The 25,951-nt window shown below is 55.7% G+C and carries 24 protein-coding genes; 11 read left to right on the forward strand and 13 right to left on the reverse strand.

Going from position 1 to position 25,951, the window contains the following annotated elements; all coding sequences use genetic code 11:
* The first annotated feature begins 62 nt into the window (after positions 1–62).
* Positions 63–974: a ribonuclease Z gene (gene rnz / locus AFL22_RS02765; protein WP_022623987.1), complete on the forward strand. Its 912-nt coding sequence runs from the start codon at positions 63–65 to the stop codon at positions 972–974.
* Here rnz and AFL22_RS02770 read toward each other — a convergent pair.
* A complete protein-coding gene (locus AFL22_RS02770) occupies positions 971–1,789 on the reverse strand; it encodes a CPBP family intramembrane glutamic endopeptidase (RefSeq protein ID WP_052270756.1) in 819 nt (272 codons plus the stop codon). The genes rnz and AFL22_RS02770 overlap by 4 nt on opposite strands.
* A 60-nt stretch (positions 1,790–1,849) precedes the next feature.
* A complete protein-coding gene (locus AFL22_RS02775) occupies positions 1,850–2,692 on the reverse strand; it encodes a 23S rRNA (adenine(2030)-N(6))-methyltransferase RlmJ (RefSeq protein WP_033780945.1) in 843 nt (280 codons plus the stop codon).
* Between the two features lie 112 nt (positions 2,693–2,804).
* Between AFL22_RS02775 and AFL22_RS23920 the strand changes: the two genes are divergently transcribed.
* From AFL22_RS23920 to rsmJ, 3 genes are all read left to right on the forward strand, one after another.
* Positions 2,805–2,972: a hypothetical protein gene (locus tag AFL22_RS23920; protein WP_156311573.1), complete on the forward strand. Its 168-nt coding sequence runs from the start codon at positions 2,805–2,807 to the stop codon at positions 2,970–2,972.
* Between the two features lie 150 nt (positions 2,973–3,122).
* Complete coding sequence (prlC, locus tag AFL22_RS02785) at positions 3,123–5,165, forward strand: oligopeptidase A (protein WP_010253402.1); 2,043 nt, start codon at positions 3,123–3,125, stop codon at positions 5,163–5,165.
* Positions 5,166–5,173: 8 nt separating this feature from the next.
* On the forward strand, positions 5,174–5,920 hold the full coding sequence (gene rsmJ, locus AFL22_RS02790) for a 16S rRNA (guanine(1516)-N(2))-methyltransferase RsmJ (protein ID WP_010253398.1): 747 nt from the start codon (positions 5,174–5,176) through the stop codon (positions 5,918–5,920).
* 50 nt (positions 5,921–5,970) lie between these two features.
* Here the strand turns inward: rsmJ and uspA are convergent, their stop codons facing one another.
* Positions 5,971–6,408, reverse strand: a complete 438-nt coding sequence (gene uspA, locus AFL22_RS02795) for a universal stress protein UspA (RefSeq protein ID WP_010253396.1) — start codon at positions 6,406–6,408, stop codon at positions 5,971–5,973.
* A gap of 416 nt (positions 6,409–6,824) precedes the next feature.
* Here uspA and uspB point away from each other — a divergent pair, with 416 nt between their 5' ends.
* Positions 6,825–7,160 carry a universal stress protein UspB gene (uspB, locus tag AFL22_RS02800; RefSeq protein WP_010253393.1) on the forward strand — a complete coding sequence of 112 codons (336 nt, stop codon included), beginning with the start codon at positions 6,825–6,827 and terminating at the stop codon, positions 7,158–7,160.
* 37 nt (positions 7,161–7,197) lie between these two features.
* Here the strand turns inward: uspB and pitA are convergent, their stop codons facing one another.
* Complete coding sequence (gene pitA / locus AFL22_RS02805; RefSeq protein ID WP_010253391.1) at positions 7,198–8,700, reverse strand: inorganic phosphate transporter PitA; 1,503 nt, start codon at positions 8,698–8,700, stop codon at positions 7,198–7,200.
* A gap of 243 nt (positions 8,701–8,943) precedes the next feature.
* Between pitA and AFL22_RS02810 the strand changes: the two genes are divergently transcribed.
* On the forward strand, positions 8,944–10,128 hold the full coding sequence (locus tag AFL22_RS02810; protein WP_072123800.1) for an NAD(P)/FAD-dependent oxidoreductase: 1,185 nt from the start codon (positions 8,944–8,946) through the stop codon (positions 10,126–10,128).
* A gap of 5 nt (positions 10,129–10,133) precedes the next feature.
* Here AFL22_RS02810 and AFL22_RS02815 read toward each other — a convergent pair whose 3' ends face one another.
* Complete coding sequence (locus tag AFL22_RS02815) at positions 10,134–11,120, reverse strand: aldo/keto reductase (RefSeq protein ID WP_052270757.1); 987 nt, start codon at positions 11,118–11,120, stop codon at positions 10,134–10,136.
* Positions 11,121–11,412: 292 nt separating this feature from the next.
* Between AFL22_RS02815 and AFL22_RS02820 the strand changes: the two genes are divergently transcribed.
* On the forward strand, positions 11,413–11,610 hold the full coding sequence (locus tag AFL22_RS02820; protein ID WP_033773307.1) for a hypothetical protein: 198 nt from the start codon (positions 11,413–11,415) through the stop codon (positions 11,608–11,610).
* 1 nt (position 11,611) lies between these two features.
* Positions 11,612–12,439: a hypothetical protein gene (locus AFL22_RS02825; RefSeq protein WP_052270758.1), complete on the forward strand. Its 828-nt coding sequence runs from the start codon at positions 11,612–11,614 to the stop codon at positions 12,437–12,439.
* Positions 12,440–12,497: 58 nt separating this feature from the next.
* On the opposite strand, the gene AFL22_RS02830 is transcribed toward AFL22_RS02825, so the two are convergent.
* The gene (locus tag AFL22_RS02830) at positions 12,498–13,517 is read right to left on the reverse strand and encodes a LacI family DNA-binding transcriptional regulator (protein WP_010253385.1); all 1,020 of its coding nucleotides are present in this window, start codon (positions 13,515–13,517) and stop codon (positions 12,498–12,500) included.
* A 228-nt stretch (positions 13,518–13,745) separates the two neighbouring features.
* Here AFL22_RS02830 and AFL22_RS02835 point away from each other — a divergent pair, with 228 nt between their 5' ends.
* A complete protein-coding gene (locus tag AFL22_RS02835; protein ID WP_010253382.1) occupies positions 13,746–14,423 on the forward strand; it encodes an SDR family oxidoreductase in 678 nt (225 codons plus the stop codon).
* A gap of 15 nt (positions 14,424–14,438) precedes the next feature.
* Here the strand turns inward: AFL22_RS02835 and AFL22_RS02840 are convergent, their stop codons facing one another.
* Complete coding sequence (locus tag AFL22_RS02840) at positions 14,439–15,827, reverse strand: sugar porter family MFS transporter (protein WP_010253379.1); 1,389 nt, start codon at positions 15,825–15,827, stop codon at positions 14,439–14,441.
* 271 nt (positions 15,828–16,098) lie between these two features.
* Here AFL22_RS02840 and AFL22_RS02845 point away from each other — a divergent pair, with 271 nt between their 5' ends.
* The gene (locus AFL22_RS02845; protein WP_052270759.1) at positions 16,099–16,758 is read left to right on the forward strand and encodes an epoxyqueuosine reductase QueH; all 660 of its coding nucleotides are present in this window, start codon (positions 16,099–16,101) and stop codon (positions 16,756–16,758) included.
* Here AFL22_RS02845 and AFL22_RS02850 read toward each other — a convergent pair whose 3' ends face one another.
* Entirely contained in the window at positions 16,759–17,259 is a 501-nt protein-coding gene (locus tag AFL22_RS02850; protein ID WP_010253373.1) for a helix-turn-helix domain-containing protein, read from the reverse strand.
* A 344-nt stretch (positions 17,260–17,603) separates the two neighbouring features.
* On the opposite strand from AFL22_RS02850, the gene AFL22_RS02855 reads away from it, so the two are divergent.
* Entirely contained in the window at positions 17,604–18,626 is a 1,023-nt protein-coding gene (locus tag AFL22_RS02855) for an alpha/beta hydrolase (protein ID WP_033759078.1), read from the forward strand.
* Positions 18,627–18,652: 26 nt separating this feature from the next.
* On the opposite strand, the gene AFL22_RS02860 is transcribed toward AFL22_RS02855, so the two are convergent.
* The 5 genes from AFL22_RS02860 to uxuA all read right to left on the reverse strand — a co-directional run bounded on the left by AFL22_RS02860 (position 18,653) and on the right by uxuA (position 25,837).
* Positions 18,653–19,621 carry a sensor domain-containing diguanylate cyclase gene (locus AFL22_RS02860; RefSeq protein WP_010253370.1) on the reverse strand — a complete coding sequence of 323 codons (969 nt, stop codon included), beginning with the start codon at positions 19,619–19,621 and terminating at the stop codon, positions 18,653–18,655.
* A gap of 103 nt (positions 19,622–19,724) precedes the next feature.
* Positions 19,725–20,702 carry a porphobilinogen synthase gene (gene hemB, locus AFL22_RS02865; RefSeq protein WP_010671515.1) on the reverse strand — a complete coding sequence of 326 codons (978 nt, stop codon included), beginning with the start codon at positions 20,700–20,702 and terminating at the stop codon, positions 19,725–19,727.
* 127 nt (positions 20,703–20,829) lie between these two features.
* Entirely contained in the window at positions 20,830–22,335 is a 1,506-nt protein-coding gene (gene proP / locus AFL22_RS02870; protein ID WP_010253365.1) for a glycine betaine/L-proline transporter ProP, read from the reverse strand.
* A 423-nt stretch (positions 22,336–22,758) separates the two neighbouring features.
* Positions 22,759–24,366, reverse strand: a complete 1,608-nt coding sequence (locus tag AFL22_RS02875; protein ID WP_052270760.1) for an EAL domain-containing protein — start codon at positions 24,364–24,366, stop codon at positions 22,759–22,761.
* Between the two features lie 286 nt (positions 24,367–24,652).
* Positions 24,653–25,837 (reverse strand): mannonate dehydratase, encoded by a 1,185-nt coding sequence (uxuA, locus tag AFL22_RS02880; RefSeq protein WP_010253360.1) that lies wholly within the window; start codon positions 25,835–25,837, stop codon positions 24,653–24,655.
* Between the last annotated feature and the right edge of the window lie 114 nt (positions 25,838–25,951).

A 25,951-nucleotide genomic window follows, 5' to 3' on the forward strand; every position in this document is an offset into this window, starting at 1 on the left:
AAGTTTGCGCCTATGATTGTAATAGGGTTCTGTTTTTTCACTCGCTTACAGGGAAGCATACCATGCACCTTACTTTTCTCGGCACCGGCGGCGGTGCTCCCAGCCTGCAACGTAACGTCACGTCTATTGCTTTTACCCGTGCGCTGAGTGGTGAAACCTGGCTGTTCGACTGCGGGGAAGGCACACAATTACAGTTTATGCGCTCCAGCCTCAAACCGGGCAAGCTGGATAAGATTTTTATCACCCATCTGCATGGCGATCATATTTTCGGGCTGCCGGGATTACTCACCAGCCGGTCAATGGCCGGGCTGACCACACCGATGACGGTCTATGGCCCCAGGGGATTAAAGACCTTTGTTGAGACGGCGCTGTCGATCAGCGGCTCTTACACCGACTACCCGCTGACCATCGTTGAGATTGAGGCGGGCTGGACGCTGGACGACGGTGAGTTTCGTATCAGCGCCTGGCCGCTGAGCCATCCGGTGGAGTGTTTTGGCTATCGCATTGAACAGCATGACAAACCCGGCCTGCTGGATGCCGCCCGGCTGAAAGCGGAAGGGGTGCCACGCGGCCCGTGGTTTCAGCAGCTGAAGCAGGGTGAATGCGTGACGCTGGAAGATGGGCGGGTAATCAACGGTGCTGACTATCTTGGCCCCGCGACACCCGGCAAAACGCTGGCCATCTTTGGCGATACGGCACCTACTGAGGTCGCGCTGCAACTGGCGGCCAATGTTGATGTGATGGTGCATGAAACCACGCTGGAGGCCGCGATGGTAGAAAAAGCCAACGGGCGCGGGCACTCCACCACACTGCAGGCCGCCGAAGTGGCAAAACGCGCCGGGGCAAAACGCCTGATCGCCACCCATTTCAGTTCACGCTATCTGGCAAAAGACATGAACCGCCTGCTGGCGGAGTGCCAGACGATTTTTCCCTGCACCGAGCTGGCCTGGGATCTGGCGGTTTTTAACCTCTAATGATGCAGTGCGGGATAAGTGAAAAACAGCAGATGGGTCAGGTTAAGGCCAAAATGCAGGGCGGTCGCCAGCCATAAGCGGCCGCTCCAGTGCCACGCCAGCCCATATAACAGCCCGGCCAGGGTGGCGAAGATCACCAGCAACAGGCCGCCGCTCAGATGCACCAGACCAAACAGCAGCGCGCTCAGTAACAGTGCCGGGATGCCGCCCACTACCTGCTTTAATCGTTGCTGCAGATAGCCACGAAACAGGGCCTCTTCCGCCAGCGAAACAAAGAACAGGTTGGCGAGAATAAATGGGCCCAGCCAGTCCGGCGTATGTTGCTCAAACGCTAATCCGCCCAATAATAGCGCGGAGTACAGCAGCAGCGGAATGGCGGCGATCAGCGCCAGTGCGGCGGGTAGTCGATAGCGTGGTGGCGTGGCAGGCGCGCGAAACAGCGTCGGCAGGCAGGCCAGCAGTACAAAAGGAATAAGCGCTTTATCGAAGTTAAACCCGAAGCTGAAAGGCACGCTGCGCGGTCCGGCCTGCACATCCTCTGCCTTAAGGGGATTATTAAAGCCTGGAAAAAGATGGAGGAGCAACCCGATGGCGATCAGCACCAGCAGCGCTTCGGTCACTATTTGTCGTCGATGATGGTCACGGTCATAAATACGGAGTGCCACCACAGCGGCGGTGCCGGTAAACAGCAGGAGCACCGGCCACGCTAACACGTCCTGATAAAAACCCAGCAGTGTGGCGAGCGCCAGTAATAATAATGCCAGCCGTCGGGCCGGTTGCAGCGCGGCCAGCGCGCCAGCCAGTATGATCCACATGGTAAAGACCTGGTACAACGCCGCCGCACCGGTAGTGAGCAGCGTAGAAGACAAAGAGAGTTATTCGGGTACGATCTGGTTAACCGCGTAGTGGCCGGTACCCGTCGGAACCAGTTTCTGGTGCAGCCACGGCAGCAGGGTATTCATCTGCTGGGCCAGCTTCCACGGCGGGTTAATCACGATCATGCCGGAGGCGGTCATGCCGCGCTGATCGCTGTCCGGACGGGCCGCCAGTTCGATTTGCAGAATATTGCGAATGCCGGTCGCTTCCAGGTCGCGCAGCATATGTTTGATCTGCTGGCGTAAAACCACCGGATACCACAACGCAAAGACGCCGGTGCCAAAACGTTTATGGCCTTCCTGAATCCCTTTCACCACTGCCTGGTAGTCGCTTTTCATCTCATACGGCGGATCGATCAGCACCAGACCGCGACGTGACGGCGGTGGCAGTTTCGATTTTAACTGCTGATAACCGTCGGCACGATCGACGCGGGCGCGGTCATCTTTGCTGAATTCGTTACGCAGCAGCGGATAGTCGCTGGAGTGCAGCTCAGTGAGTTGCAGTTTGTCATCTTCACGCAGCAGATGGCGGGCAATTAGCGGCGAACCCGGATAGTAGCGCAGCGTGCCGCTGCGGTTCAGCGCACGAATCGCATCAAAATAGGGTTGCAGCAATTCCGGCGCATCGGGCTGCTGCCAGATACGTGAGATGCCTTCCAGATATTCACCGGTACGCTCGGCGTGCTCGCCGCTAAGCTGATAACGGCCTGCGCCCGCATGGGTATCCAGGTAGAAAAACGGTTTCTCTTTCTCTTTCAGCGCCGTGATGATCAGGCTCAGAACGGTGTGCTTCAGCACGTCGGCGTGGTTGCCAGCATGGAAGCTATGGCGATAACTCAGCATTGTTTATCCTGTTGAATGTATAAGGTTTTAATTGATGGAAAATCAATTTATACCAATTATTACCTCACGTATTACCCACAGAACGACGCACAGCAACCGACGCAGGAAAAGCATGAGAATCCGCGATTATATCAGGGATGACCTGTTGATGGGCCAGAAGCGTGATAACAAATCGGGATTACCGCGAGCCGCTCAGGGCGGGGCGTGTGGTTCCCGGCACGCAGTCACGGAAAGCGACCGCAAATCCTCCCCGACGCGCCAGCCAGCATTACGTGCATGAGATAAAAGCGTGCATCTTCCGTGCTGCTATTCGCGCGTTTCTTCCCCACCTCATCCTGGCTGCCATTGATTTTCGCTACACTAAGCCGCATGTTACTTAGATTGCGTTGCGCGACCCGCTGCGCCCCATACATCTATAAAGGACTGCGCTATGACCAATCCGCTACTGACATCTTTTACGCTACCCCCTTTTTCTGCCATTAAGCCTGAACATGTGGTGCCTGCCGTGACGGAAGTGCTGAGCCACTGTCGCGCAGAAGTCGAAAAAGTCGTGGCGCAGGGTGCGCCGTATACCTGGGATAATCTGGTTCAGCCGCTGGCGGAAACTGACGATCGCCTGAGCCGTATCTTCTCACCGGTCAGCCACCTTAATGCGGTGAAAAACAGCCCGGAGCTGCGTGAAGCCTATGAGCAGACGCTGCCGCTGCTCTCTGAATACAGCACCTGGGTTGGTCAGCATGAAGGGCTCTATCAGGCGTATCGCAACCTGAAAGAGGGCGATCAGTACGCTGCACTGGATCTGGCGCAGAAGAAAGCGGTCGATAATGCCCTGCGTGATTTCGAACTCTCCGGTATCGGCCTGCCAAAAGATAAACAGCAGCGCTACGGCGAAATCGCCGCGCGCCTCTCTGAGCTGGGTTCGGCTTACAGCAACAATGTGCTCGATGCCACCATGGGCTGGAGCAAGCTGATTACCGATGAAAGCGAGCTGGCCGGTATGCCGGAAAGCGCGCTGGCGGCGGCTAAAGCACAGGCTGAAGCCAAAGAGCAGGAAGGCTGGCTGCTGACGCTGGATATCCCAAGCTATCTGCCGGTCATGACCTACTGCGACAACGCTGCGCTGCGTGAAGAGATGTATCGCGCCTATGCGACGCGCGCCTCCGATCAGGGTCCGAACGCCGGTAAGTGGGATAACGGCCCAATCATGGCGGAAGAGCTGGCGCTGCGTCATGAGCTGGCACAGCTGCTGGGCTTCGACTCCTACGCCGATAAATCGCTGGCGACCAAAATGGCGCAAAGCCCGTCCCAGGTAATCGACTTCCTTAATGACCTTGCGGAACGCGCCCGTCCGCAGGGTGAAAAAGAGCTGGAGCAGCTGCGCGCTTTTGCCCGTAAAGAGCACGGCGTGACCGAGCTTAATCCGTGGGATCTCACCTATTACGGTGAAAAGCAGAAGCAGCATCTCTACACCATCAGCGATGAGCAACTGCGCCCTTATTTCCCGGAAGAGCGTGCGGTCGCCGGTCTGTTTGAAGTGGTGAAACGCATTTACGGCATCACGGCGAAGCAGCGTAACGACGTTGAGGTTTATCATCCTGACGTGAAGTTCTTCGATCTGTTCGATGAAACCGGCGAACTGCGCGGCAGCTTCTATCTCGATCTCTACGCCCGCGAACATAAACGTGGCGGTGCCTGGATGGATGACTGCGTCGGCCAGATGCGTAAAGCCGATGGCAGCCTGCAGAAGCCGGTTGCCTACCTGACCTGTAACTTTAACCGTCCGGTGAAAGGCAAACCTGCGCTGTTCACCCATGACGAAGTGATCACCCTGTTCCATGAGTTTGGTCACGGCCTGCATCACATGCTGACCCGTATCGAAGCGCCTGGCGTCTCCGGTATCAGCGGTGTGCCATGGGATGCAGTGGAACTGCCAAGCCAGTTCATGGAGAACTGGTGCTGGGAACCGGATGCGCTTGCCTTTATCTCGGGCCACTTTGAAACCGGCGAACCGCTGCCGAAAGAGCTGCTGGATAAAATGCTGGCGGCGAAGAACTATCAGGCTGCGCTGTTTATCCTGCGTCAGCTGGAGTTCGGCCTGTTCGATTTCCGCCTGCATACCGAGTTTAATCCGGAGAAAGGCGCACAGATTCTGGAAACCCTGCGCGAAGTGAAAAGCCGCGTGGCAGTGGTTCCGGGTCCGGAATGGGGCCGTTTCCCGCACGCTTTCAGCCACATCTTTGCCGGTGGCTATGCGGCGGGTTACTACAGCTATCTGTGGGCAGACGTGCTGGCGGCGGATGCTTACTCCCGCTTCGAGGAAGAGGGCATCTTCAACCGTGAAACCGGTCAGTCCTTCCTGGATAACATCCTGACCCGTGGCGGTTCTGAAGAGCCGATGGAACTGTTCAAACGCTTCCGTGGCCGTGAACCGAAGCTCGATGCGATGCTGGAACATTACGGCATTCAGGGATAAGTCGGTTCGTGAAAATCTGTTTGCTCGATGAATCAGGCGCCGGAGACGGCGCCTTATCACGTTTAGCGCAGCGCTGGCAGCTGGAGCACGATGAAGACGCACTGCTGGCGCTGGTGCAGACCCCAACGCACCTTGAACTGCGCAAGCGTGATGAGCCAAAGCTGGGCGGCATTTTTGTTGATTTCGTCACTGGCGCGATGGCCCATCGCCGTCGCTTCGGCGGTGGACGCGGCGAAGCCGTCGCCAAAGCGGTCGGCATCAAAGGCGGTTATCTGCCGGATGTGGTCGATGCCACCGCCGGGCTGGGACGTGATGCGTTTGTACTGGCGGCGCTGGGCTGCCGGGTGCGAATGCTGGAGCGCCATCCTGTTGTCGCTGCGCTGCTGGAAGATGGATTGCAGCGCGGGTATCAGGATGCGGAAATTGGCCCCTGGCTGCGCGATCGGCTGACGCTGATTCATGCGGCCAGCGCGCAGGCGCTGGGGGATATCACGCCGCCGCCGGATGTGGTCTATCTCGATCCGATGTATCCCCATCGCCAGAAAAGTGCGCTGGTGAAAAAGGAGATGCGGGTGTTTCAGTCGCTGGTGGGGCCGGATGAAGATGCTGACGCATTACTGGAACCCGCTCGCCGGCTGGCGAAGAAACGCATCGTGGTTAAACGGCCAGACTATGCACCGCCGCTGGCGGGTATTGTGACGCAGGCGGCCGTGGTAACCAAAAGCCATCGCTTTGATATTTACCCACCGCTTTAAAGCATAAAAAAGCCGGCTCTGCGCCGGCTTTAATCATTTATACGGCGAAATTACGCCTCGTCTTCATCGCGCAGCGGCACAATCAGCATGTCGATATGCACGGTGTTGATCAGCTGACGGGCTGAGGACATCAGCTTGCTCCAGAAATCCTGATGATGACCACATACTACAAGGTCAACGTCATATTTTCTGATCGCGTCAACCAGTACCTGGCCGAGGTCGCCACTGCCGCTCAGCGTCTCACTGATCGGGTAGCCCGCCGCATCTGACAACCCTTTCAGCGCCGCATGCGTCTCTTCAGAGATACGCTTCTGCATATCCCCTAAGTTGACATCAATCAGGCCGGTGTAGAGGTCGGAGTAATTGACATCAACGTGAATCAGGGAAATTCTGGCATCGTACGGACGAGCCAGCGAGACGGCCTTATCCACCAGCAACTGGCTTTCGGGAGAAAGGTCTACTGCAATCAGGATATGTTTATAAGCCATGATAAAACTCCTTTCACGAGGTTAAGGATGGCATCCGGTGTTCCTGCCGCGTCACAGCTTAGCGAAATCCCTTGCGCGAGCGGGCGATGAGCGCCACCAAAGTGTCTACCTGCATTGCAGGTGATGATGTTGTTATGTCCTCAGTATAGCCTTCTCCCACTGTAAATGCTGCCGTTGCCGCCTGGCTTATGAATAAGATCAAGGCTATGCCAGATTTACTCGCGCTGAACGAAAATCATCGTTGGAAAAAATGTAAAGATTTCTCCTACACTGAAAAAAGGCGGTCCGATTCGCAACCGCTCAGGGGGTCGAAAAACTTTCGCAGTCCGGTGATTCAGTGGCTGGTTATTTCTGCAGGTGGACTCAGTGTCTGACGCTGGGCCTGTTGCTGCGATTCCAGCCGGGAGGGGGAGAATATGATCAGCACTATTGCGCTTTTTTGGGCGCTTTGCGTGGTGTGTATCGTGAATATGGCGCGCTATTTTTCATCTCTGCGCGCTCTGCTGGCGGTCTTACGCGGTTGTGATCCGCTGCTGTATCAGTATGTCGATGGGGCGGGTTTTTTCACCTCTCATGGTCAGCCGAGCAAGCAGGTGCGGCTGGTCACTTATATCTGGGCAAAGCGCTATCTTGATCATCATGACGATGAGTTTATCCGGCGCTGCGAGCGGGTGCGGGGGCAGTTTATGCTGACCAGTGCGCTGTGCGGACTGGTGGTCATCAGTCTGGTGGCGCTGGCGATCTGGCATTAAAAAAGGGCGACCTGCGTCGCCCTTTTTTTTGCTGGCATCACACCAGTTTTAAGGCAATCCAGTAGAGCGAACCTGACAGCAGAATACAGACCGGCAGGGTGAAGATCCACGCCATGGCGATGTTCTTGATGGTCCGGCTCTGCAGCCCGCCACCGTCGACCAGCATGGTACCGGCAACCGATGAAGAGAGGATATGCGTGGTGGAGACGGGCATGCCGGTATAGCTGGCGACACCAATCGACAGCGCTGCTGTCACCTGTGCTGACATTCCCTGCGCATAGGTCATGCCTTTTTTACCAATCTTCTCACCAATGGTGGTGGCAACACGACGCCAGCCAATCATGGTGCCGATGCCCAGCGCCAGCGCGACGGCCACAATAATCCAGATAGGCGCATACTCGATGGTGCCAAGCAGGTCGCTTTTCAGCTTATTGAGGAAGCGTTTGTCATCTGGCGAGGTTTCCTGCAGACGAGCCGCTTTATCAGCGGTATCGGAGATACACAGCAGCAGACGACGCATCTGACCGCGCTGATCAACCGTCAGCTGATCGTAGCTCTGCAGGTTATTCAGCAACACCTGCGCACCCTGTACCGCCTGTAATGCGCGCGCGCTGTCACAGTGGAACTCCTGCGGGCTGGTTGCTGGCACTTCTTCCGGCGTGGGCAGCTTAGGCGGTGCCATCTGGATGATGTGGGTCAGCGAAGCGTTATGCTGCTGATAATACTGCTCCAGGTGATTGACCGCATCGCGGGTTCGCGTGATGTCGTAACCGGAGGCATTCATATTCACCACGAAACCAGCAGGTGCCACGCCAATCAGGACCAGCATGATCAGGCCGATCCCTTTCTGACCGTCATTCGCACCGTGGGAGTAACTCACGCCAATTGCCGAAACAATCAGGGCGATACGGGTCCAGAACGGCGGTTTTTTCTTGCCGTCGATCTTCTCTCGGTCAGCAGGCGTCATATGAATACGCGCACGCTTTTTGGTATTGCTCCAGTAGCGACGCAGTATAAAGATTAAGCCGCCCGCCATCACCAGGCCGACAATCGGCGACAGGATCAGAGAAAGGAAGATGTTCAGCACTTTCGGGATGTTGAGCGCATCAACCACCGAGGTTCCGCTCATCAGGGCGTTGGTCAGACCGATACCGATAATGGCGCCGATCAGCGTATGGGAGCTGGAGGCCGGCAGACCGAGATACCAGGTGCCGAGGTTCCAGATAATCGCCGCCAGCAGCATAGAAAACACCATGGCGAGACCGTGAGCCGATCCAACATTTAACAACAGATCGGTGGGAAGCATATGAACAATAGCGTAAGCGACACTCAATCCACCGAGCAGCACGCCAAGGAAGTTAAATACACCCGCCATGACCACAGCAAGCTGGGCACGCATGGCACGCGTATAGATGACCGTCGCAACTGCGTTGGCCGTGTCGTGGAAACCGTTGATCGCTTCGTAAAACAATACAAACAGCAGGGCAAGAACCAATAACAGGCTAGTACTGAGGTCTAGACCAGCAAACAGATGTAGCATAAACGTTACGCCATTTTTGGAGGACATGAACGCGGCGCATTATCCGCGACAACGTGCTGTATGGGAAAGGAAAATATAGCGCTAATTTAACCTTTCGATGTAAGGCGTAAGGGTAACTCAGAGAAAAAGGGTTAGATATTAGACAGATACAATATGACACATTTGCGGCATTTTTTTGACGCTGGCGTCTCAGTGAGCAGATCACTACAATCTGCGCCTTTCCAGTTAAGTGAGCGAGTCGTAGTGGAACAGTTTGACGTTATCATCATTGGTGCCGGTGCCGCAGGGCTGTTCTGCGCCGCCCAGGCCGGGCAGCGGGGACGCCGCGTGTTACTGCTGGATAACGGCAAAAAGCCGGGACGTAAAATTCTGATGTCTGGCGGTGGCCGCTGCAACTTCACCAATCTCTACACCGAACCGGCGGCGTATCTGTCGCACAATCCTCATTTCTGTAAATCGGCGCTGGCGCGTTATACCCAGTGGGATTTTATCGATCTGGTTAATCGCCACGGCATCGCCTGGCACGAGAAAACCCTGGGCCAGCTCTTCTGCGACGACTCCGCCCAGCAGATTGTCGATCTGCTGCTGGCCGAATGTGACAAGGGCAATGTCACCCTGCGGCTGCGCAGTGAAGTGCTCAGCGTGGCGCGCGATGAAAGCGGCTATACCCTGCAACTTAACGGCAGCACGGTTCAGGCGGAGAAGCTGGTCATCGCCAGCGGCGGTCTGTCGATGCCAGGCCTGGGCGCCACGCCGTTTGGCTATAAAATAGCGGAGCAGTTCGGGCTGAGCGTCTTTCCGACGCGGGCGGCGCTGGTGCCCTTTACCCTGCACAAGCCGCTGCTGGAGCAGTTGCAGACGCTGTCAGGCGTCGCGCTGGAGACCACTATCGATGCGCAGGATGGCACCCGCTTCAAAGAGGCGATGCTGTTTACCCACCGCGGCCTCTCCGGCCCGGCGGTGTTACAAATCTCCAGCTACTGGCTACCCGGAGAATTCGTCACCATCGATCTGTCGCCTGCCACGCCGCTTGAGGCGTTTCTGACGGCGCAGCGTGAAGCACACCCGAATCTCAGCCTGAAGAACAGCCTGGCGAAAATCCTGCCGAAGCGTCTGGTGGAAGTATTACAGGCGCTGAAGGTGGTGCCGGATATCACTCTGAAGCAGCTTAACAGCAAACAGCAAACCGAGCTGGCGCAGACGCTGCACGCCTGGCGCATTCAGCCAAACGGTACCGAGGGATATCGAACTGCTGAAGTGACGCTGGGCGGCGTGGATACCACACAGCTCTCCTCGAAAACGATGGAGGCGTGTGCGGTGCCGGGACTTTACTTTATTGGTGAAGTGGCTGATGTCACCGGCTGGCTGGGCGGCTATAACTTCCAGTGGGCGTGGAGTTCCGCCTGGGCCTGCGCCCAGGCGTTGTAAGGCACTTACCAGCGCTGATGCACATGAGGCGCGATCTTCTCCTGATAGATCTGCTTCAGCGCCGCCATGGTATCTGCAGAGAGCGCATCGACATCGCTGGCGCGGGCATTGGCTTCAGCCTGTTCGCGGTTTTTCGCGCCAGGGATCACTACGCTGACATCTTCGTTCATCAGGATCCAGCGAAGGGCAAACATCGCCATGGTGGTGTCGCCAGTGACAAAGCGGCGAATCTCTTCAACCGCCTCCAGCGCCACCTCATAAGGTACGCCGGAAAAGGTCTCGCCTTTATCGAACGCTTCGCCATTACGGTTAAAGGCGCGGTGATCGTCAGCGGCAAATACGCTGTCGGCACGCATTTTGCCGGTCAGCAGGCCCGACGCCAGCGGTACACGGGCGATGATCGCCACATCACGGCGTTTCGCTTCACGCAGCAGCAGTTCAGCCGGACGCTGGCGGAAAATGTTGTAGATCAGCTGAATTGACGAGACGTTAGGAAACTCCAGCGCCTTCAGACCTTCTTCAACTTTCTCAACGGAGACACCGTAGTGACGGATTTTTCCGGCAGCGACCATCTCATCCATCACCGCAAAGACGTCCGGGTTGTAGTAGACCTCGGTCGGCGGGCAATGCAGCTGCACTAAATCCAGCGTGTCGGTTTGCAGGTTCTCGCGTGAACGGTCAATAAAGGCGTTGAGGTTTTCAGCATTGTAACCTTCAGCCACATGTGACGAGAGGCGACGCCCCAGCTTGGTGGCGACAAACGGACGTTCACCGCCGCGCTGATTCAGCACCTCTGCGATGATTTTTTCGGAACGGCCATCGCCATAGACATCGGCGGTATCAATAAAGGTAATGCCCGCATCCAGCGCAGCATTCAGCGCGGCTTTGGCATCCTCCATGCTCACTTCCCCCCAGGTTCCGCCAATGGCCCATGCGCCAAAGCCAATTTCGGAGACGCGCTGACCGGTACGGCCCAGTGTTCGTAGTTTCATGCAAACCTTCCTCGATGCGTTTCAGACAGGGTGACAGAAAGCGGCTAACCAATGAGCTTAGCGCTTCCTGGCAGAGAGGCGACCAGACGTCGTTGCAGATCTGCACGGTAAAAATACGATGCTGCTACGCCATGCTGCTGGTTACGTTGAAGATTTCAGCGGAAAACGGCATGGGCAAGGTGACTACCGCTTCGCTAATTAATTGATTTTAAGAAATTTCACCCGAAATTAAACAGGCGAGAGTGTGGATTCGGTCACATACTTCAATTTTCAGGCCAATAAGTGGATCGCCATGTTTAAATTTGTTAAGTCGGTCTTTGCCAGTCCCGAGAAGTTTTTGCAGATCATGACCCGTCAGGATATCAACGACTCAATCGCTGAAGGTGAGCGCATCATCATTGATGAAAACGGCAATATCTCGGTTAACACGCTGAGCGAGGAAGTCCATGAAGATTTTTCCCGCCACGTGAATACGTTAAAGGGAGTGTGAGGTGGGTACCGCAATATTTATGGTGTTGATGGTCAGTGGTTACTGGTACACCAGCCGTGATTTGAACAGCCGCTTTAAAATCCGTCGTTCGTCGGGCTGGGATGTCTATTTCCTGGTCGCGCTTTACGGTTGTATTTTTGTGCTGCAGGGTGTGTTCGCGACCGGCATCGTCTGGTTACTGCTGCTCTGTATCTCCGGCATCGCCAACGCCGTCCAGATAATCCCCGGCGTTCATCTGAAGTGGCAGGTGGAGTTTATGAACTGGAGCTTCCTGGGCATCCAGGCTCCGGTGGTGATCATGCTCGCCTTTGCCATTCTGCTCTGTCTCTATCGCTCAAACTGGGCAGGCAGCGCACGACTGAACGTTTCCGGTCGTAAAGACCTCTATCAGCGACTGTCACGCTCCAATGGCGTGGAGCAATTATTGTTTCAGTGCATGGAAGAGGGCGAACTGGCGTGGATTACGCTGAAGTCGCGCCGCATCTACATCGGCATGGTTCATGCCTCGACCTTTGAATATGAAAGCACCAAAAACATCGTGCTGATCCCGATGCTGAGCGGATATCGCGACAGCAAGACGCTGAAGCTGGCGGTGGAACATAACTACAGCAAATGGTACGCCGAGCATGGCATCACGCTCGACTCGAAACCCAAAGATGCGATGTCGTTCCGTAAAGTGATCATGGTTGACCAGATAGAAAGTCTGTCACTATTCGATCCGGCCAGCGCCACGGCGCTTTCGATGGGACATCCGCAGGAAGTGGAGAAGAGCCAGGGTAATGAGGAAGGCGACAGCCCGGACGATGAAAGCCGGGATACCGCGGGTTAATTGAGCCCAATCTGTTTCCCTTAATGACAGCGCTTCATCATGGGAAACAGTTTCCACCTCACACCATATTTTCCGCCGTAAACAGCCGAAAGGCCACTTTGCCCGCCTGATAGACATCCGGCTGATAGCCGGTTTCGAGATGACTCAGCATCAGATCAATCGCTAAACGGGCATGCTGCTGAGCATGCTGATCCAGGGTAAAGGCCACTTCATCGTTCAGCAGTAGCTGGCGGGTGACATCATAAAGCTCATGGGTGATGTAGGTGCATTTACCCAGCAGCTGGTGGGCGCGCAGGGTGTCGCTGACATCACTATTCCCCATGCCGGTGTTATAGACCCCTGCAATCGCCTGCGACGGACGCAGATGGCGGGCCAGCTCACTGCGGATGGTTTCCCGCTGATCCTGACCCGACAGCACTTCACGCAGATGACGCTGCGGCGCGCGCTGCTCCATGGCCTCACGGAATCCCGCGATACGCTGACGATGGGCGCGGTAATCAAAACGGCCACTGACCATCAGAATGTCGCCGGGCTGGTTCACTGTCTTACTCATCAGCAGTCCGGCTGTGCGTCCCGCCTGATACTGGTCGATACCAACATGACACAAGCGGTCGGCATCGGGCAGATCGGTGACGATGGTGATCACCGGCACATTGCGGCTGCGGCACAGCGCCAGTGCCCGATAGATGGGCGGCGAGTCATGCGCAAAAACAATAATGCCGTCGCGGGTGCTACTGCGGGCGATAATGCTTTGCGCCAGCTGCTCAGGCTGCGCTTCGGCCACCAGGGTTTTGTGCAGTTTCAGGCGGCGATAGCCAAGCTGACTGGCGACCTCGCTGAAATGGGTGGTGAGCTGCTGAAAAAAGGATGAGCCGTTATTGCTGAGGAACACCTCAATCTGCCACGGATGCTGGTACTCCTCTGGCAGCAGACGCTTCAGTCCCACTTCGCGCGCGGCTTTCAGGACTTTACGGCTGGTCTCCAGGGAGACACCGCCGCGCTCATTCAGCACCCGATCGACCGTCGCAATCCCGACGCCTGCCATTTTTGCCACCACCTCTAAGGTGAGCTTTTTCATTCAGACTCCATGCGAAAATGGCAAATTGACTGCTGCCTGTCAGACTGTTTATCTCTTCTAACCGGTTAAAAGTAAAAGATAAAGCGATTTAATGATGGAAAACCATCAACAGCGCTACGCCGTGGGGTTTTACCTGCAGTGCGGTCGTCTGGCTAAAAAGCACAACTGGCCGCTGCCTGGGCAGATTTACCGTTAAGCTTGTGACGAGACAATCAACGAGGAATGAATATGGCTCAGCAAAAAGAGGTTCTGATTATTGGTGCTTCACGTGGTATCGGTCTGGCGGTGGCGCAGGCCTTTGCCGATGAGGGCTGGCAGGTCACGGCCACGCATCGTAGTGGCATCCCGGAGCAGGGTAACCGGCCAGACATTCACTGGCATTCGCTGGATATGACCCACTCATCAGCGGTTCAACAGTTTGCCAGCCAGCTCAGTGGCAAGTCGTTCGATGCGATTCTGATTAACGCCGGGATTTCCGGGCCTGCGCACCAGAAGGTGTCGCAGAGTGACGATCAGGCGCTGGCGCAGCTGTTCCTGACCAATGCGATAGCCCCGGTTCGCAGCGCAGAGATCCTGTTGCCGCTGCTGAAACAGGATGGCGTGCTGGCGCTGACCTCATCCCAGCTCGGCAGCCTGAATGAAAATCCGGAGGCGCAGATGCCGATTTACTCGGCAAGCAAAGCCGCACTGAATATGCTGAGCCGCACGCTGACTCCGGCAGTGGAAGCGCAGAGCGGGACGCTGCTGACGCTGCATCCCGGCTGGGTGAAAACGGATATGGGCGGCGAGAGTGCGCCCCTGACGGCAGAAGAGAGTGCCGCCGGTATCGTCCAGCAGCTGATCCAGTGGCGCGGTCGCGGTGGTCATCACTATGTCGATTACGCCGGACAGCAACTGCAGTGGTAGCCTGAAGCGGGGCGGTTACGCCCCGATGTCACGCAGCGCTTTACCCTTCATCAGATTGCGTTCAATGTGCTCCAGCGTCACATGTTTGGTCTCCGGTACCAGCATCAGCGTCAGCACGATAAACACCAGGTTGAGCGCGCCGTAGAACCAGAAGGTGTTGGCATTACCCAGCTGATCCAGCATGGTCAGGAAGGTGGCGCCAACAATCATATTGCCGACCCAGTTAGTGGTGGTGGAGGCGGTAATGCCGAAATCACGCCCTTTCAGTGGCTGAATCTCTGAACAGAGCAGCCAGATCACCGGTCCGGCCGCCATCGCAAAGCCGACGATAAACATCAGCAGCATCGCGACAGCAAAGTATTTGCGGAAATCTGTTTCAACGCCGATGTGCAACAGCGTTCCCAGCACGCCCATGCCAACCGCCATCACCAGAAAACTGGTGGTGAGCATCGGCTTGCGACCCCAGCGATCGACAAAGAAGATCGCAATCAGCGTGGCCAGCATATTGACCAGCCCGACAATCACCGTGCCCCACATCTGCTCACTGGTGCTGGAGAAGCCGGCGATGTTGAAGATTTTAGGCGCGTAATACATCACCACATTCATGCCGGTAAACTGCTGCATAACCTGTAGCAGCATACCCAGCCACACCGCGCGGCGGAAATTGCCATTAGAACGGAACAGCGACCAGCCGCGCTGCTTCACCTGCAGGCTTTCCCGGATCTCTTCCAGCTCCTCCCGGGCCTGTTCGCTGCTGTTACGCAGCCGATCCAGCACCCGCTGCGCCTCGTTAAAGCGTCCGTGCGCCGCCAGCCAGCGCGGACTGTTGGGCAGAAACAGCACGCCGATAAACAGGATCACCGCCGGAATGGCGATCACGCCGAGCATCCCGCGCCAGTTACCGCTGTAGCTGAACGCGGTGTCGGAGAGATAGGCCACGACAATGCCGGTGGTCAGCATCAGCTGGTACATCGAAATCATTGAGCCACGAATACGTTCAGGCGCAATCTCCGCCAGATAGAGTGGCGCAGTGTAAGAGGCGATTCCCACCGCCAGACCCAGCATCACGCGGGCACAGACCAGCGACTCCACATCCGGTGAGAAGGCTGACCACAGCGAGCCAATGACAAACAGCGTCGCGCCCGCCAGCATACTTTTCTTGCGTCCCAGCTTTGATGACATCCAGCCCGCCGCCAGTGCGCCCAGCGCCGCGCCAAACATCATCGAACTCACTACCCACTCCTGCTGATGGTTAGTGATCTGCAAATCCTTCGCCAGAAACGGCAAGGCACCTGCAATGACGCCGATATCCAGACCAAACAGCAGGCCGGACAGCGCAGCCATAAAACAGACGAACCAGGTAAAGCGGTTCTGTTGATTTCCCGATTTTTTTGCCGCGACCATGCGAGTCTCCTTGCGGGGGTTCTGTGTCAATATTGTTAATGTTATGTAAACATAGTCGATGCCAGTGTGGGGGCGATCACACTTCCGGCTATCACCGGTGCCACATAGCATTGCTGCGATAAGAAAGCATCAGAGATCAGCGGGTTGGTTCAGGAGAGGGAAACCGTGGCCGGGGCACGATTACGCAAAACAGGGCGCGTCAGGTCAGGTTTTGCAACTGCCCGCCTGCGGCATTACACTGCCGCTTTACTGCTATTGATTGAAGGTGCTTATGTCTGAACCTTTCCAGCGTCAGCCGCTGCCTCTGCCGGGCGGCCATAAAAAAGTCCTGCTGCACTCCTGTTGCGCACCCTGCTCGGGTGAGGTGATGGAAGCGATGCTGGCATTCGGCATTGAATACACGATCTATTTCTACAACCCGAATATTCATCCGCTCAAAGAGTATGAGCTGCGTAAAGAGGAGAATATTCGCTTTGCCGAAAAATTTGGTGTGCCGTTTATTGATGCGGACTATGACCGGGATAACTGGTTTGAGCGGGCGCGCGGCCTGGAGTGGTCACCGGAACGGGGTGAACGCTGCACCATGTGCTTTGATATGCGCTTTGAACGTACGGCACTCTATGCCCATGAGAACGGTTTCCCGGTGATGACCAGTTGCCTGGGTATTTCGCGCTGGAAAGATATGAAGCAGATTAACAGCTGCGGAGTCCGCGCAGCGGCGGCGTATCCGGATCTGATGTACTGGGATTTTAACTGGCGTAAAGGCGGCGGGTCGTCGCGCATGATTGAAATCAGCAAGCGCGAGAGTTTCTATCAGCAGGAATATTGTGGCTGTGTCTATTCACTGCGCGACACCAATCGTCATCGCGTCACCCAGGGACGTGAGCGTATTAAGATTGGTGTGCAATATTATCAGCCGGATGAATCCTGATTAACCTGGATCGCGGAAAGCGTCTGCCGGCGCATATCCGCGCGCTGAGCGCGTAACAGGCCGGACTGTTACGCCACAGCTCTGCTTTATGCTTTCCGCCCGACCGTAACTGCACAACGCACAGGGATCATCAACGTCGTCCAGCTGCTGCTTTGCCTCGTCCTTCATCAGACGTTTACGGCAGACGCTCGGCGTGCAACCCATAATCTGCTTAAAAGATCGGGTAAAAGATTGCTGGCTTTCAAAATGGTATTTCAGCGCCAGGCTGATGATGGGCGTGCGGCTGTTTTTTAAATCATGAACACTGGCGTTAAGCTTTTTCTTACGAATATATCGCGCCAGGGTTTCATTATGATAACGGGCAAAAAGTTTCTGTAAATACCACTTAGAGTAACCCGCCTTTTCTGCAATATCATCAACGCTTAAACGCTGGTCCAGATTATTATTAATCCACTCAGTGATAGAGACGATCACGCTTTCGTTATATTTATTTTCGTTCATAGAACCCCCTGTTTGATTTAAGAAGATTCTAAAATATTTATCTTAATGTGCTTATTCTTTGCGTAAAGATTTTTCAGGATTTTAATCGTTATCTCTGAAGATATTCATTTGAGGGGGTGTTATTAATAAAAAAGATGAATTGTGATTAATCTGTTGGTAATTGTAGGTGAATGAATAAGTGATTCCGCGGGACAGTAATCAAAACGAGGTGTGGGTCCGCAGCCAGACTCACGGTTTACCCTGCCGGAGTCTCTGTCATCACGGCTATAGCACGGCACATCAATAGATTTTTGGCTGCGACATGCCAGGCTTACGGCTCACCTTTAACCTGGAGAACCCCCCGGATGAGCCCGACATACGCGCTGAAAAAACCGCTTGCCGCCTTGCTCACCTCGCTGGCGTTATTTGCTCATGCACCGGCCAGTGCCGCTGGTGTGTATGGCGAACAGCTGGAAGGATTTCAATACCCCTATCCGTTGCAGCATTTTGATTTTAAATCCCAGCAGCAGCCGCTGAGTATGGGCTATATGGATGTGAAACCGGCGCAACGGGCCAACGGCGAAACCGTGGTGCTGATGCACGGTAAAAACTTCTGTGGTGCGACCTGGGAAGAGACCATTCGCGCACTCAGTCAGCAGGGATATCGCGTTATCGCGCCCGACCAGATTGGCTTCTGCAGCTCGACCAAGCCAGCCAGTTACCAGTATAGTTTTCAGCAGCTGGCAGATAACACCCACCAGTTGCTCACCCGGCTGGGTGTGAAGAAGGCGGTGATTATGGGTCACTCCACTGGCGGAATGCTGGCAACACGTTATGCGCTGATGTACCCGGAACAGACGCAGAAGCTGGTGCTGGTTAACCCGATCGGGCTGGAGGACTGGAAAGCCAAAGGCGCACCGTGGCGATCCGTGGATCAATGGTATCAGCGCGAACTCAAACTCAGCGCAGAGGGCATTAAGAAGTATGAGCAGCAGACCTACTATGTCGGTCGCTGGAAACCCGAATATGACAAGTGGGTTGATATGCTGGCCGGACTCAACAGTGGGCCGGGCCACCAGAAGGTGGCGTGGAACTCCGCCTTAATCTACGACATGATCTTCACGCAGCCCGTATTTTATGAATTCGGCGATCTGAAAGTGCCCACCACGCTGATGATCGGCACCTCAGACACGACTGCCATCGGCAGTGATATCGCCCCGGCAGAGGTGAAAGCCCGGCTGGGTGATTACGCGGTACTGGGGAAAGAGGTCGCAAAACGCATTCCGGGGGCGCGCTTAATCGAATTCCCCGGTATGGGACACGCGCCGCAAATGGAAGAGCCGGCAAAATTTAACCAGACGCTGCTCGACGATCTGGCGCGTCCCTGAACCGTCAGGCGCTGCGGCGCCTGACCTTAGATCGCCACGCGTTTCTGCTTTTTACTGAGGTACATCTGCTCATCGCTGTCGTGCAGCAACTGCTCCAGCGATTGCGGATGCGCCGCGTCAAACTCCACGACGCCGGACGAGAATTGCAGGCGGTAACGGCGGTTCAGACTGACTGATTGCTGTTGCAGATAACGGTCAAACTGCAGGAGCAGCGCTTCGCTCTGCTGCTGCTGCAGACCATTAAACAGCACCACAAACTCATCGCCACCCAGACGGGCAAACAGATCCGAATGCTTAAACACCACTTTCATCGCATCGGCAAAGTCCATCAGCGCCCGGTCGCCTTCGCGGTGGCCCAGCGTGTCATTAATCTGCTTAAATTTGTCGAGATCGAGAAAGGTCAGGCAGGCAGGCCGGTTTTTCAGCCGGCACTCGTTCAGCACCATCTGTCCCAGCGTCATAAAGCCGCGACGATTGGTGATCTGCGTCAGTTCATCACAGGTGGCAGTCTGAAAGGCGACCAGTTCCGCTTCGGCCATGGCGGCCAGGTCGCGCATCGTGGCCTGATCCTCTTCATTAAACTGACGCGGTTCACGACCAATGATACAGAGGGTACCCATTTTAGCGCCGCCCGGTGCCCGCAGCGGACAGCCGGCATAAAAGCGGATATGCGGTTCGCCGGTAACCAGCGGATTATCATAAAAACGTTCATCTTCTGCGGCATCTTCAACGATCATGATCTCATCCTGCAGGATGGCATGACCGCAAAAGGAGATGTCGCGGGGCGATCCTGCGGGTTCATAGCCCTGAGCGGATTTAAACCACTGATGGTCAGCTTCCAGCAGGCTTACTAACGCGATAGGAACGTCATACAGGCGGCGCGCCAGACGGGTTAAACGATCAAATCGTTCTTCCGCTGGGGTGTTCATTATGTTCAGCGCACGCAACTGCGATAAACGTTGTGCCTCGTCGGCAGCGATTTCAGGTGCTTTCATCACAGAGCCCTTTATTTTTTTAGCTCAAGCCAGGTTCTGGTGTTTGCCTTACGGCGAAGAAGAAGAGCGTGACATAGCCATCACGCTCTTTATAAGGAGGGGATCAGAGCACTTTTTGTTCGGCGAGATCAAGGGCGAAATAGCTGAAAATCAGGTCTGCACCGGCGCGTTTAATCGCACCCAGGCTTTCCAGCACCACATTGCGTTCATCAATGGCACCGGCCTGAGCGGCAAATTTGATCATCGCGTATTCACCACTCACCTGATAAGCCGCCAGCGGCAATTCGGTACGTTCACGGATATCGCGCAGGATATCCAGATAAGCACCTGCCGGTTTCACCATCAGTGAATCCGCGCCCTGCGCCGCGTCGAGCAGCGATTCACGGATCGCTTCACGGCGGTTCATCGGGTTCATCTGGTAGGTTTTACGGTCGCCTTTCAGCGCCGTTCCGGCCGCTTCACGGAAAGGGCCGTAAAACGAGGAGGCGAATTTGGTGGAGTAGGACATGATGGCGGTCTGAGTGAAGCCCGCGGCGTCCAGTGCCCGGCGAATCGCCTCAACCTGACCATCCATCGCCGCTGACGGGGCGATGAAATCCGCACCGGCTGCGGCGGCAACGACGGCCTGCTTACCCAGGTTCTCCAGGGTAGCATCGTTATCGACGCCGTGATCACACAACACGCCACAGTGGCCGTGGCTGGTGTATTCACAGAAGCAGGTGTCAGACATCACGATCATTTCTGGCACGGTATCTTTGCAGATGCGGGACATACGTGCCACCAGACCGTTCTCGTTCCAGGCATCGCTGCCGGTGGCATCGGTGTGGTGCGAAATACCGAAGGTCATCACCGAGCGGATACCCGCTTTGGCGATGCGCTCAATTTCATAGGCGAGACGTTTTTCCGGAATACGCATCACGCCAGGCATCGCCTGAATCGCTTTGTAATCGTCGACTTCTTCTTCAACAAAGATGGGCAGAGCCAGATCGTTCAGGCTCAGTGAGGACTCCTGGAACATTTCACGCATTGAGGCGCTGGCGCGCAATCTTCTTGGGCGCTGGATAAGGGAATAATCAGACATTTTCATTCTTACGCAGGTGAAAAAAGTGACAACAGTTTACTCCCTTTGCCCGCGAGGGATGAAGGTTTGTGTGCGGTAAGAGAGGGGGAAAAGAACTCTCCCGCCGGGCGGCGGGAGAGCAGAACGATTACTCGTTGATATCCGGATGCTGCTGCACCAGGTTTTTACGTTTCGCTTCCAGGCGGGAGATCTCTTCGTCGATATCTTCGATTTTGTGCTCGATGTTATCGTGATGTTCCTGCAGGATTTCGCGCGCTTCTTCCATATCAGAAGCCGCCGGTGTCGCGCCTTTCAGGGGCTTGTTGGCAGTTTCTTTCATGTACAGACCGGTAATCAGACCAATCACTGCCACCACCATCAGATAGTAGGCTGGCATGTAGAGGTTATTGGTCGTTTCTACCAGCCAGGCAGCCAGCGTTGGCGTCAGACCGGCAACCAGTACCGAGATGTTAAACGCACTCGCCAGCGCACTGTAGCGGATGTGCGTCGGGAACATCGCAGGCAGTGAAGAGGCCATCACGCCAGTAAAGGCGTTGAGGATTACCGCCAGCAGCAGCAGACCACCAAAAATCAGTCCCAGTACGCCACTGTTGATCATCATAAAGGCGGGAATCGCGAAGATCATCAGGGCGATACTGCCGATGATGACAAACGGACGACGGCCGAAACGGTCACTCATCATGCCGATCATTGGCTGGACAAACAGCATACCGATCATGATGGCGATGATAATCATCACACCGTGGTCTTCGCTGTAGTGCAGGTTATGTGACAGGTAGCTCGGCATGTACGTCAGCAACATGTAGTAGGTGACGTTAGTGGCGATAACCAGGCCGACACAGGAGAGCAGGCTGCGCCAGTGTTTGGTCGCAATCTCTTTAAACGATACCTGTGGACCATCCTGCAGGCCTTCGCGGTCGCCCTGTTCCAGTTTGTCCACGTGCTGCTGGAATGCCGGGGTCTCTTCCAGCGCATGACGCAGGTAAAGACCGATAATTCCCAGCGGCAGCGCGACGAAGAACGGCAGACGCCAGCCCCACTCAAGGAAACTCTCTTCTCCGATAATGGAGGAAATCAGCACCACCAGGCCCGCACCGAGCACGAAGCCCGCAATCGAACCAAAGTCGAGCCAGCTTCCCATAAAGCCGCGTTTACGGTCAGGCGAATATTCGGCCACAAAGATTGAGGCACCGGTATATTCACCGCCCACCGAGAAGCCCTGAGCCATCTTCGCTAACAGCAGCAGAATAGGTGCCCAGATGCCGATGGAGGCGTAGGACGGTATCAGGCCGATACAGAAAGTACTGACCGACATGATGATGATGGTGATGGAGAGGATTTTCTGACGACCATATTTGTCGCCCAGCATACCGAAGAACAGTCCACCCAGCGGGCGAATCAGGAAAGGAACAGAGAAAGTGGCGAGCGCCGCTATCATCTGAACGCCCGGTGAAACGTCCGGGAAAAAGACCTTACCCAGCGCATAGGCCACAAAGCCGTAAACACCGAAGTCGAACCACTCCATCGCGTTGCCCAGAGAGGCCGCGGTGATGGCTTTACGTAAACGGGTATCATCGATGATAGTCACATCATCGATCCCAATTGGTTTTACACGCTTCCTACGCAATTTCATAGAATTACCCTGTATTGGAACACGAAAGTCCTCAACGGCGCGAGCCGGGTGTGAGTCGTTCAGACCGCTGCGTTGAGAAATTTAAGCATAGCCGTAAATAAGCACTGTTTATGCGCCGGCAGACACAATAATTACTGTTGTGATTATTGCGAACAGCGACAGAGTATACCGTTTTTGTGTGATATCTGTCATGTTTGGGCTACATCCGGCCTGTTTTTACAACAAATAGAGCTGTTTGCAACCGCAAAAAAATTATCACTGAGCGTGACGACCGCCGTTTTTTTCAGCGAATCAGGGGCAAAGAAGGGAAGATACGGGCCACGCTGGCACCGGAAGCGGCTATCCGCTTTGCATCACAGGGCGGAGAGCAGAAAGATGAGTGAATGTGGCTCGACTGGCGGTTCAGCTGCCATCTGCTCTGGTTCAGACGTCGGGTTCCTGCCGGGTCTGAAGAGCCAGCTCCCGTTCAATCGGCTGTTCGCCCCGATCGGTCAGCCAGGCAACCAGCGCCGTGTTGTCCATCGGGCGGGCATAATAATAGCCCTGGATAAAGACCACGCCGCGCCGTTGCAGATAGCTGAACTGTAACGCGGTCTCAACGCCTTCTCCCAGCACTTCCAGCTCAAGCTCATGGCTGAGCTGGATAATGGCGTCCAGCACCGGCGTTCTGCCTTCCAGGGATTCAATCGCGTTGATAAAGCCGCGATCGATTTTCAGATAATCTATCGTGAAGGTCTGTAAATAGCTCAGCGAACAGTGTCCGGTACCAAAATCATCAATCGCGACCTTCATGCCGCAACCACGTAACTGCTCCAGCTTGCGTGCCACCTCAGCGCCATCTTTGATCAGGCTGCGCTCGGTCAGCTCCAGGGTAATCAGAAACTGCTTATCTTTGATCCGTTCGGCAAACTGCAGCATATCGTCGACAAAGTCAGGATGCTGCAGATGATCCGCCGCCACGTTAATGGCCAGGTGGAAATGGGACTCAACCTGCCACGCCTGCACATCCTCTGCAATTAAATCGAGCAGATGGCGGGTCAGCGGCACAATCATGCCTTCCGCTTCTGCTGCGCCGATAAAAATATCTGGCCGCACGCCTTTACCGTCGGGCGTTGTCCAGCGCAGCAGGGCTTCAGCGCCGCTGCAGCGTTGCAGCCGGTTGTCATAGACCGGCTGATAGTGCGCCCTGAACTGGCCGCTGGTGATGGCTCGGCGAATCTCATCGCGCCATGAAATACGCCGTTTCAGCCAGTTCGCCATCAGCATCATCAGCAGAATAGAGAAGATAGCGGCCATCGGCATGATGATAAACATCACCTGACGCCAGGCCGAGATCAGTTCAGAGGGTGAGGCAATGAGGGTGACAGAGAGCGGATAGCGGTGGGAGAGGGCCTGATAAATCATGGGTTCAAACCAGCTGGACGCGGCGATGTGTGGATCGCCAAACGAGATCGGCGCGCCGCCGCTGAACGTCATGCTGAAATGATAGAGATGGCTGCTGCTGATCGCGCGCATAAAATCGATCAGATACTGGCCATCAATCACTGCCCAGAATCCCTCGCCATCGGGCAGATCGCGCATAAAAATCACGGCCGGACGATTCGGTACGCCCGATGTCCCGGCAATGGACAGACTCCACCAGGCTTTTCCGGTAACCGGCGCGTCGCGCATGATCATCTCTTTCAGCAGGCCTGGGCGTGAACCATACACCGACGAGCAGGCGATGTGATCCTGCTCCATTTTACCGATCGCGCGAAAATAGGGGTTGAGCGAGCCAATGCGCTGCAACTGGTTTTCAATCTGGCTGCAGGGCTGATGATGAAACTGGCGCAGCACGGTAATCATATCCCAGGCGCTGTCGCTCATTCTTTCAGCCTGAGATAACAGCGTATTCGCCGCGGTTACCTGCTGCTGATACACGGTGTGGCGTGCATCCAGGGCGGTGAAAAAAATGCCAATAATCAGAGGCAGCACGCCGGAAATAATAATCACCAGCCTGGCGTAGTCGCGTTTTCGTTTCAGTAGCGGCACCGCTGAATCCTCTGAGTATTATTGGTGTTATGCGGAGGTGCTGATCAGTGGCGCAGCATAGCATCTCTCCGGGCGGTGCAGATTAGCGTTTTTGCGATCAGGAGAACTGACTAAGGTCAATTATCGACCAGACATTGCATTTTTTGACAGGTTGTTTGGTTTTCGTTGCGATGCAGCAAAACAATCAGGTGAAAACGGGAGGCAGGCAGGGCAAAAGGCCGATCCGCCGCAGCGGCCAGAAGAGACCCTGGCCCGTCCTGGGCGGGCGCAGGGCAGGACGTTTTATTTAATCGGCAAAATAGATCTGTTTCAGCGCCACTTCAACGCCGCGCAGTTCGGCAAGGCCTTTCAGGCGGCCAATGGCGGAATAACCGGGATTGGTGCGCTTATGCAGGTCGTCCAGCATCTGATGGCCGTGATCGGGACGCATTGGAATCGCCCGCAGGTTGCCCGCCCGACGGCGGCGCTGCTCTTCCGCCAGAATAACCTTGATCACGCCGACCATATCGACGTCGCCCGCCAGATGCGCTGCTTCATGGAAGCTGGCCGGGTTTGCCTCGCGTTTCGTGGCGCGCAGATGGATAAAATTAATGCGGTCGGCATAGGTTTCCGCCATCTCAACCAGCGCGTTGTCAGCACGCACGCCATAGGAGCCGGTACAGAAACAGAAACCGTTGTGCAGACTGTCCACGGTTTCTTTCAGCCACTGCATATCTTCCTGGGTAGAAATAATGCGCGGCAGACCCAGAATAGGACGTGGTGGGTCATCCGGATGCACCGCCAGTTTAACGCCCGTTTCCTCCGCAACCGGCACGATGGCGCGCAGGAAGGTGGCCATATGCTCGCGCAGTTTCGCTTTGTCGATGCCGTCATACTGCGTCAGCTGCGCCTGAAACTGCTCCAAGGTGTAACCCTCTTCGGCGCCTGGCAGACCGGCGATAATATTGCGCACCAGGGTGCTTTTCTCTTCTGCGCTCATGGCGGCAAAGCGCTGAGCGGCGGCCTGCTGCTCGGCAGCGCTGTAATCCTGCTCGGCCCCCGGACGCTGCAACAGATAAAGCTCGAAGGCCGCAAAAGCGTCGGCGTCGAAGCGCAGCGCTTTTGCGCCATCCGGCAGCGTCCAGGCGAGGTCGGTTCGGGTCCAGTCCAGCACCGGCATGAAGTTGTAGCAGACGGTATCAATGCCGCAGGCGGCCAGATTGCGTATCGACTGCTGATAATTGGCGATATAGCGAAGGTAGTCACCACGCTGGGTTTTAATCGCCTCATGGACCGGGATGCTCTCTACCACCGACCAGACCAGACCTTTTTCCGCCAGCAGTGCCTGACGCGCTTTAATCTCCTCAACCGGCCATACCTCGCCGTTAGGGATATGGTGCAGCGCCGTCACAATGCCGGTCGCGCCCGCCTGACGCGCATCATCCAGTGAGACCGGGTCGTTGGGGCCGTACCATCGCCATGTATGTTCCATTTTTACTCCTCAACTGTGATGTGGCCCAGTGGTCAGGCCGCTGGGCCAAGAGTATGATAGTGGACAAAACAGGGCCGTGATCCGGATCGCAGCATGACAAACTGCATCGGTGAA

It is taken from the genome of Pantoea sp. CFSAN033090, assembly GCF_001264395.1.
GTDB lineage: Bacteria > Pseudomonadota > Gammaproteobacteria > Enterobacterales > Enterobacteriaceae > Pantoea > Pantoea agglomerans.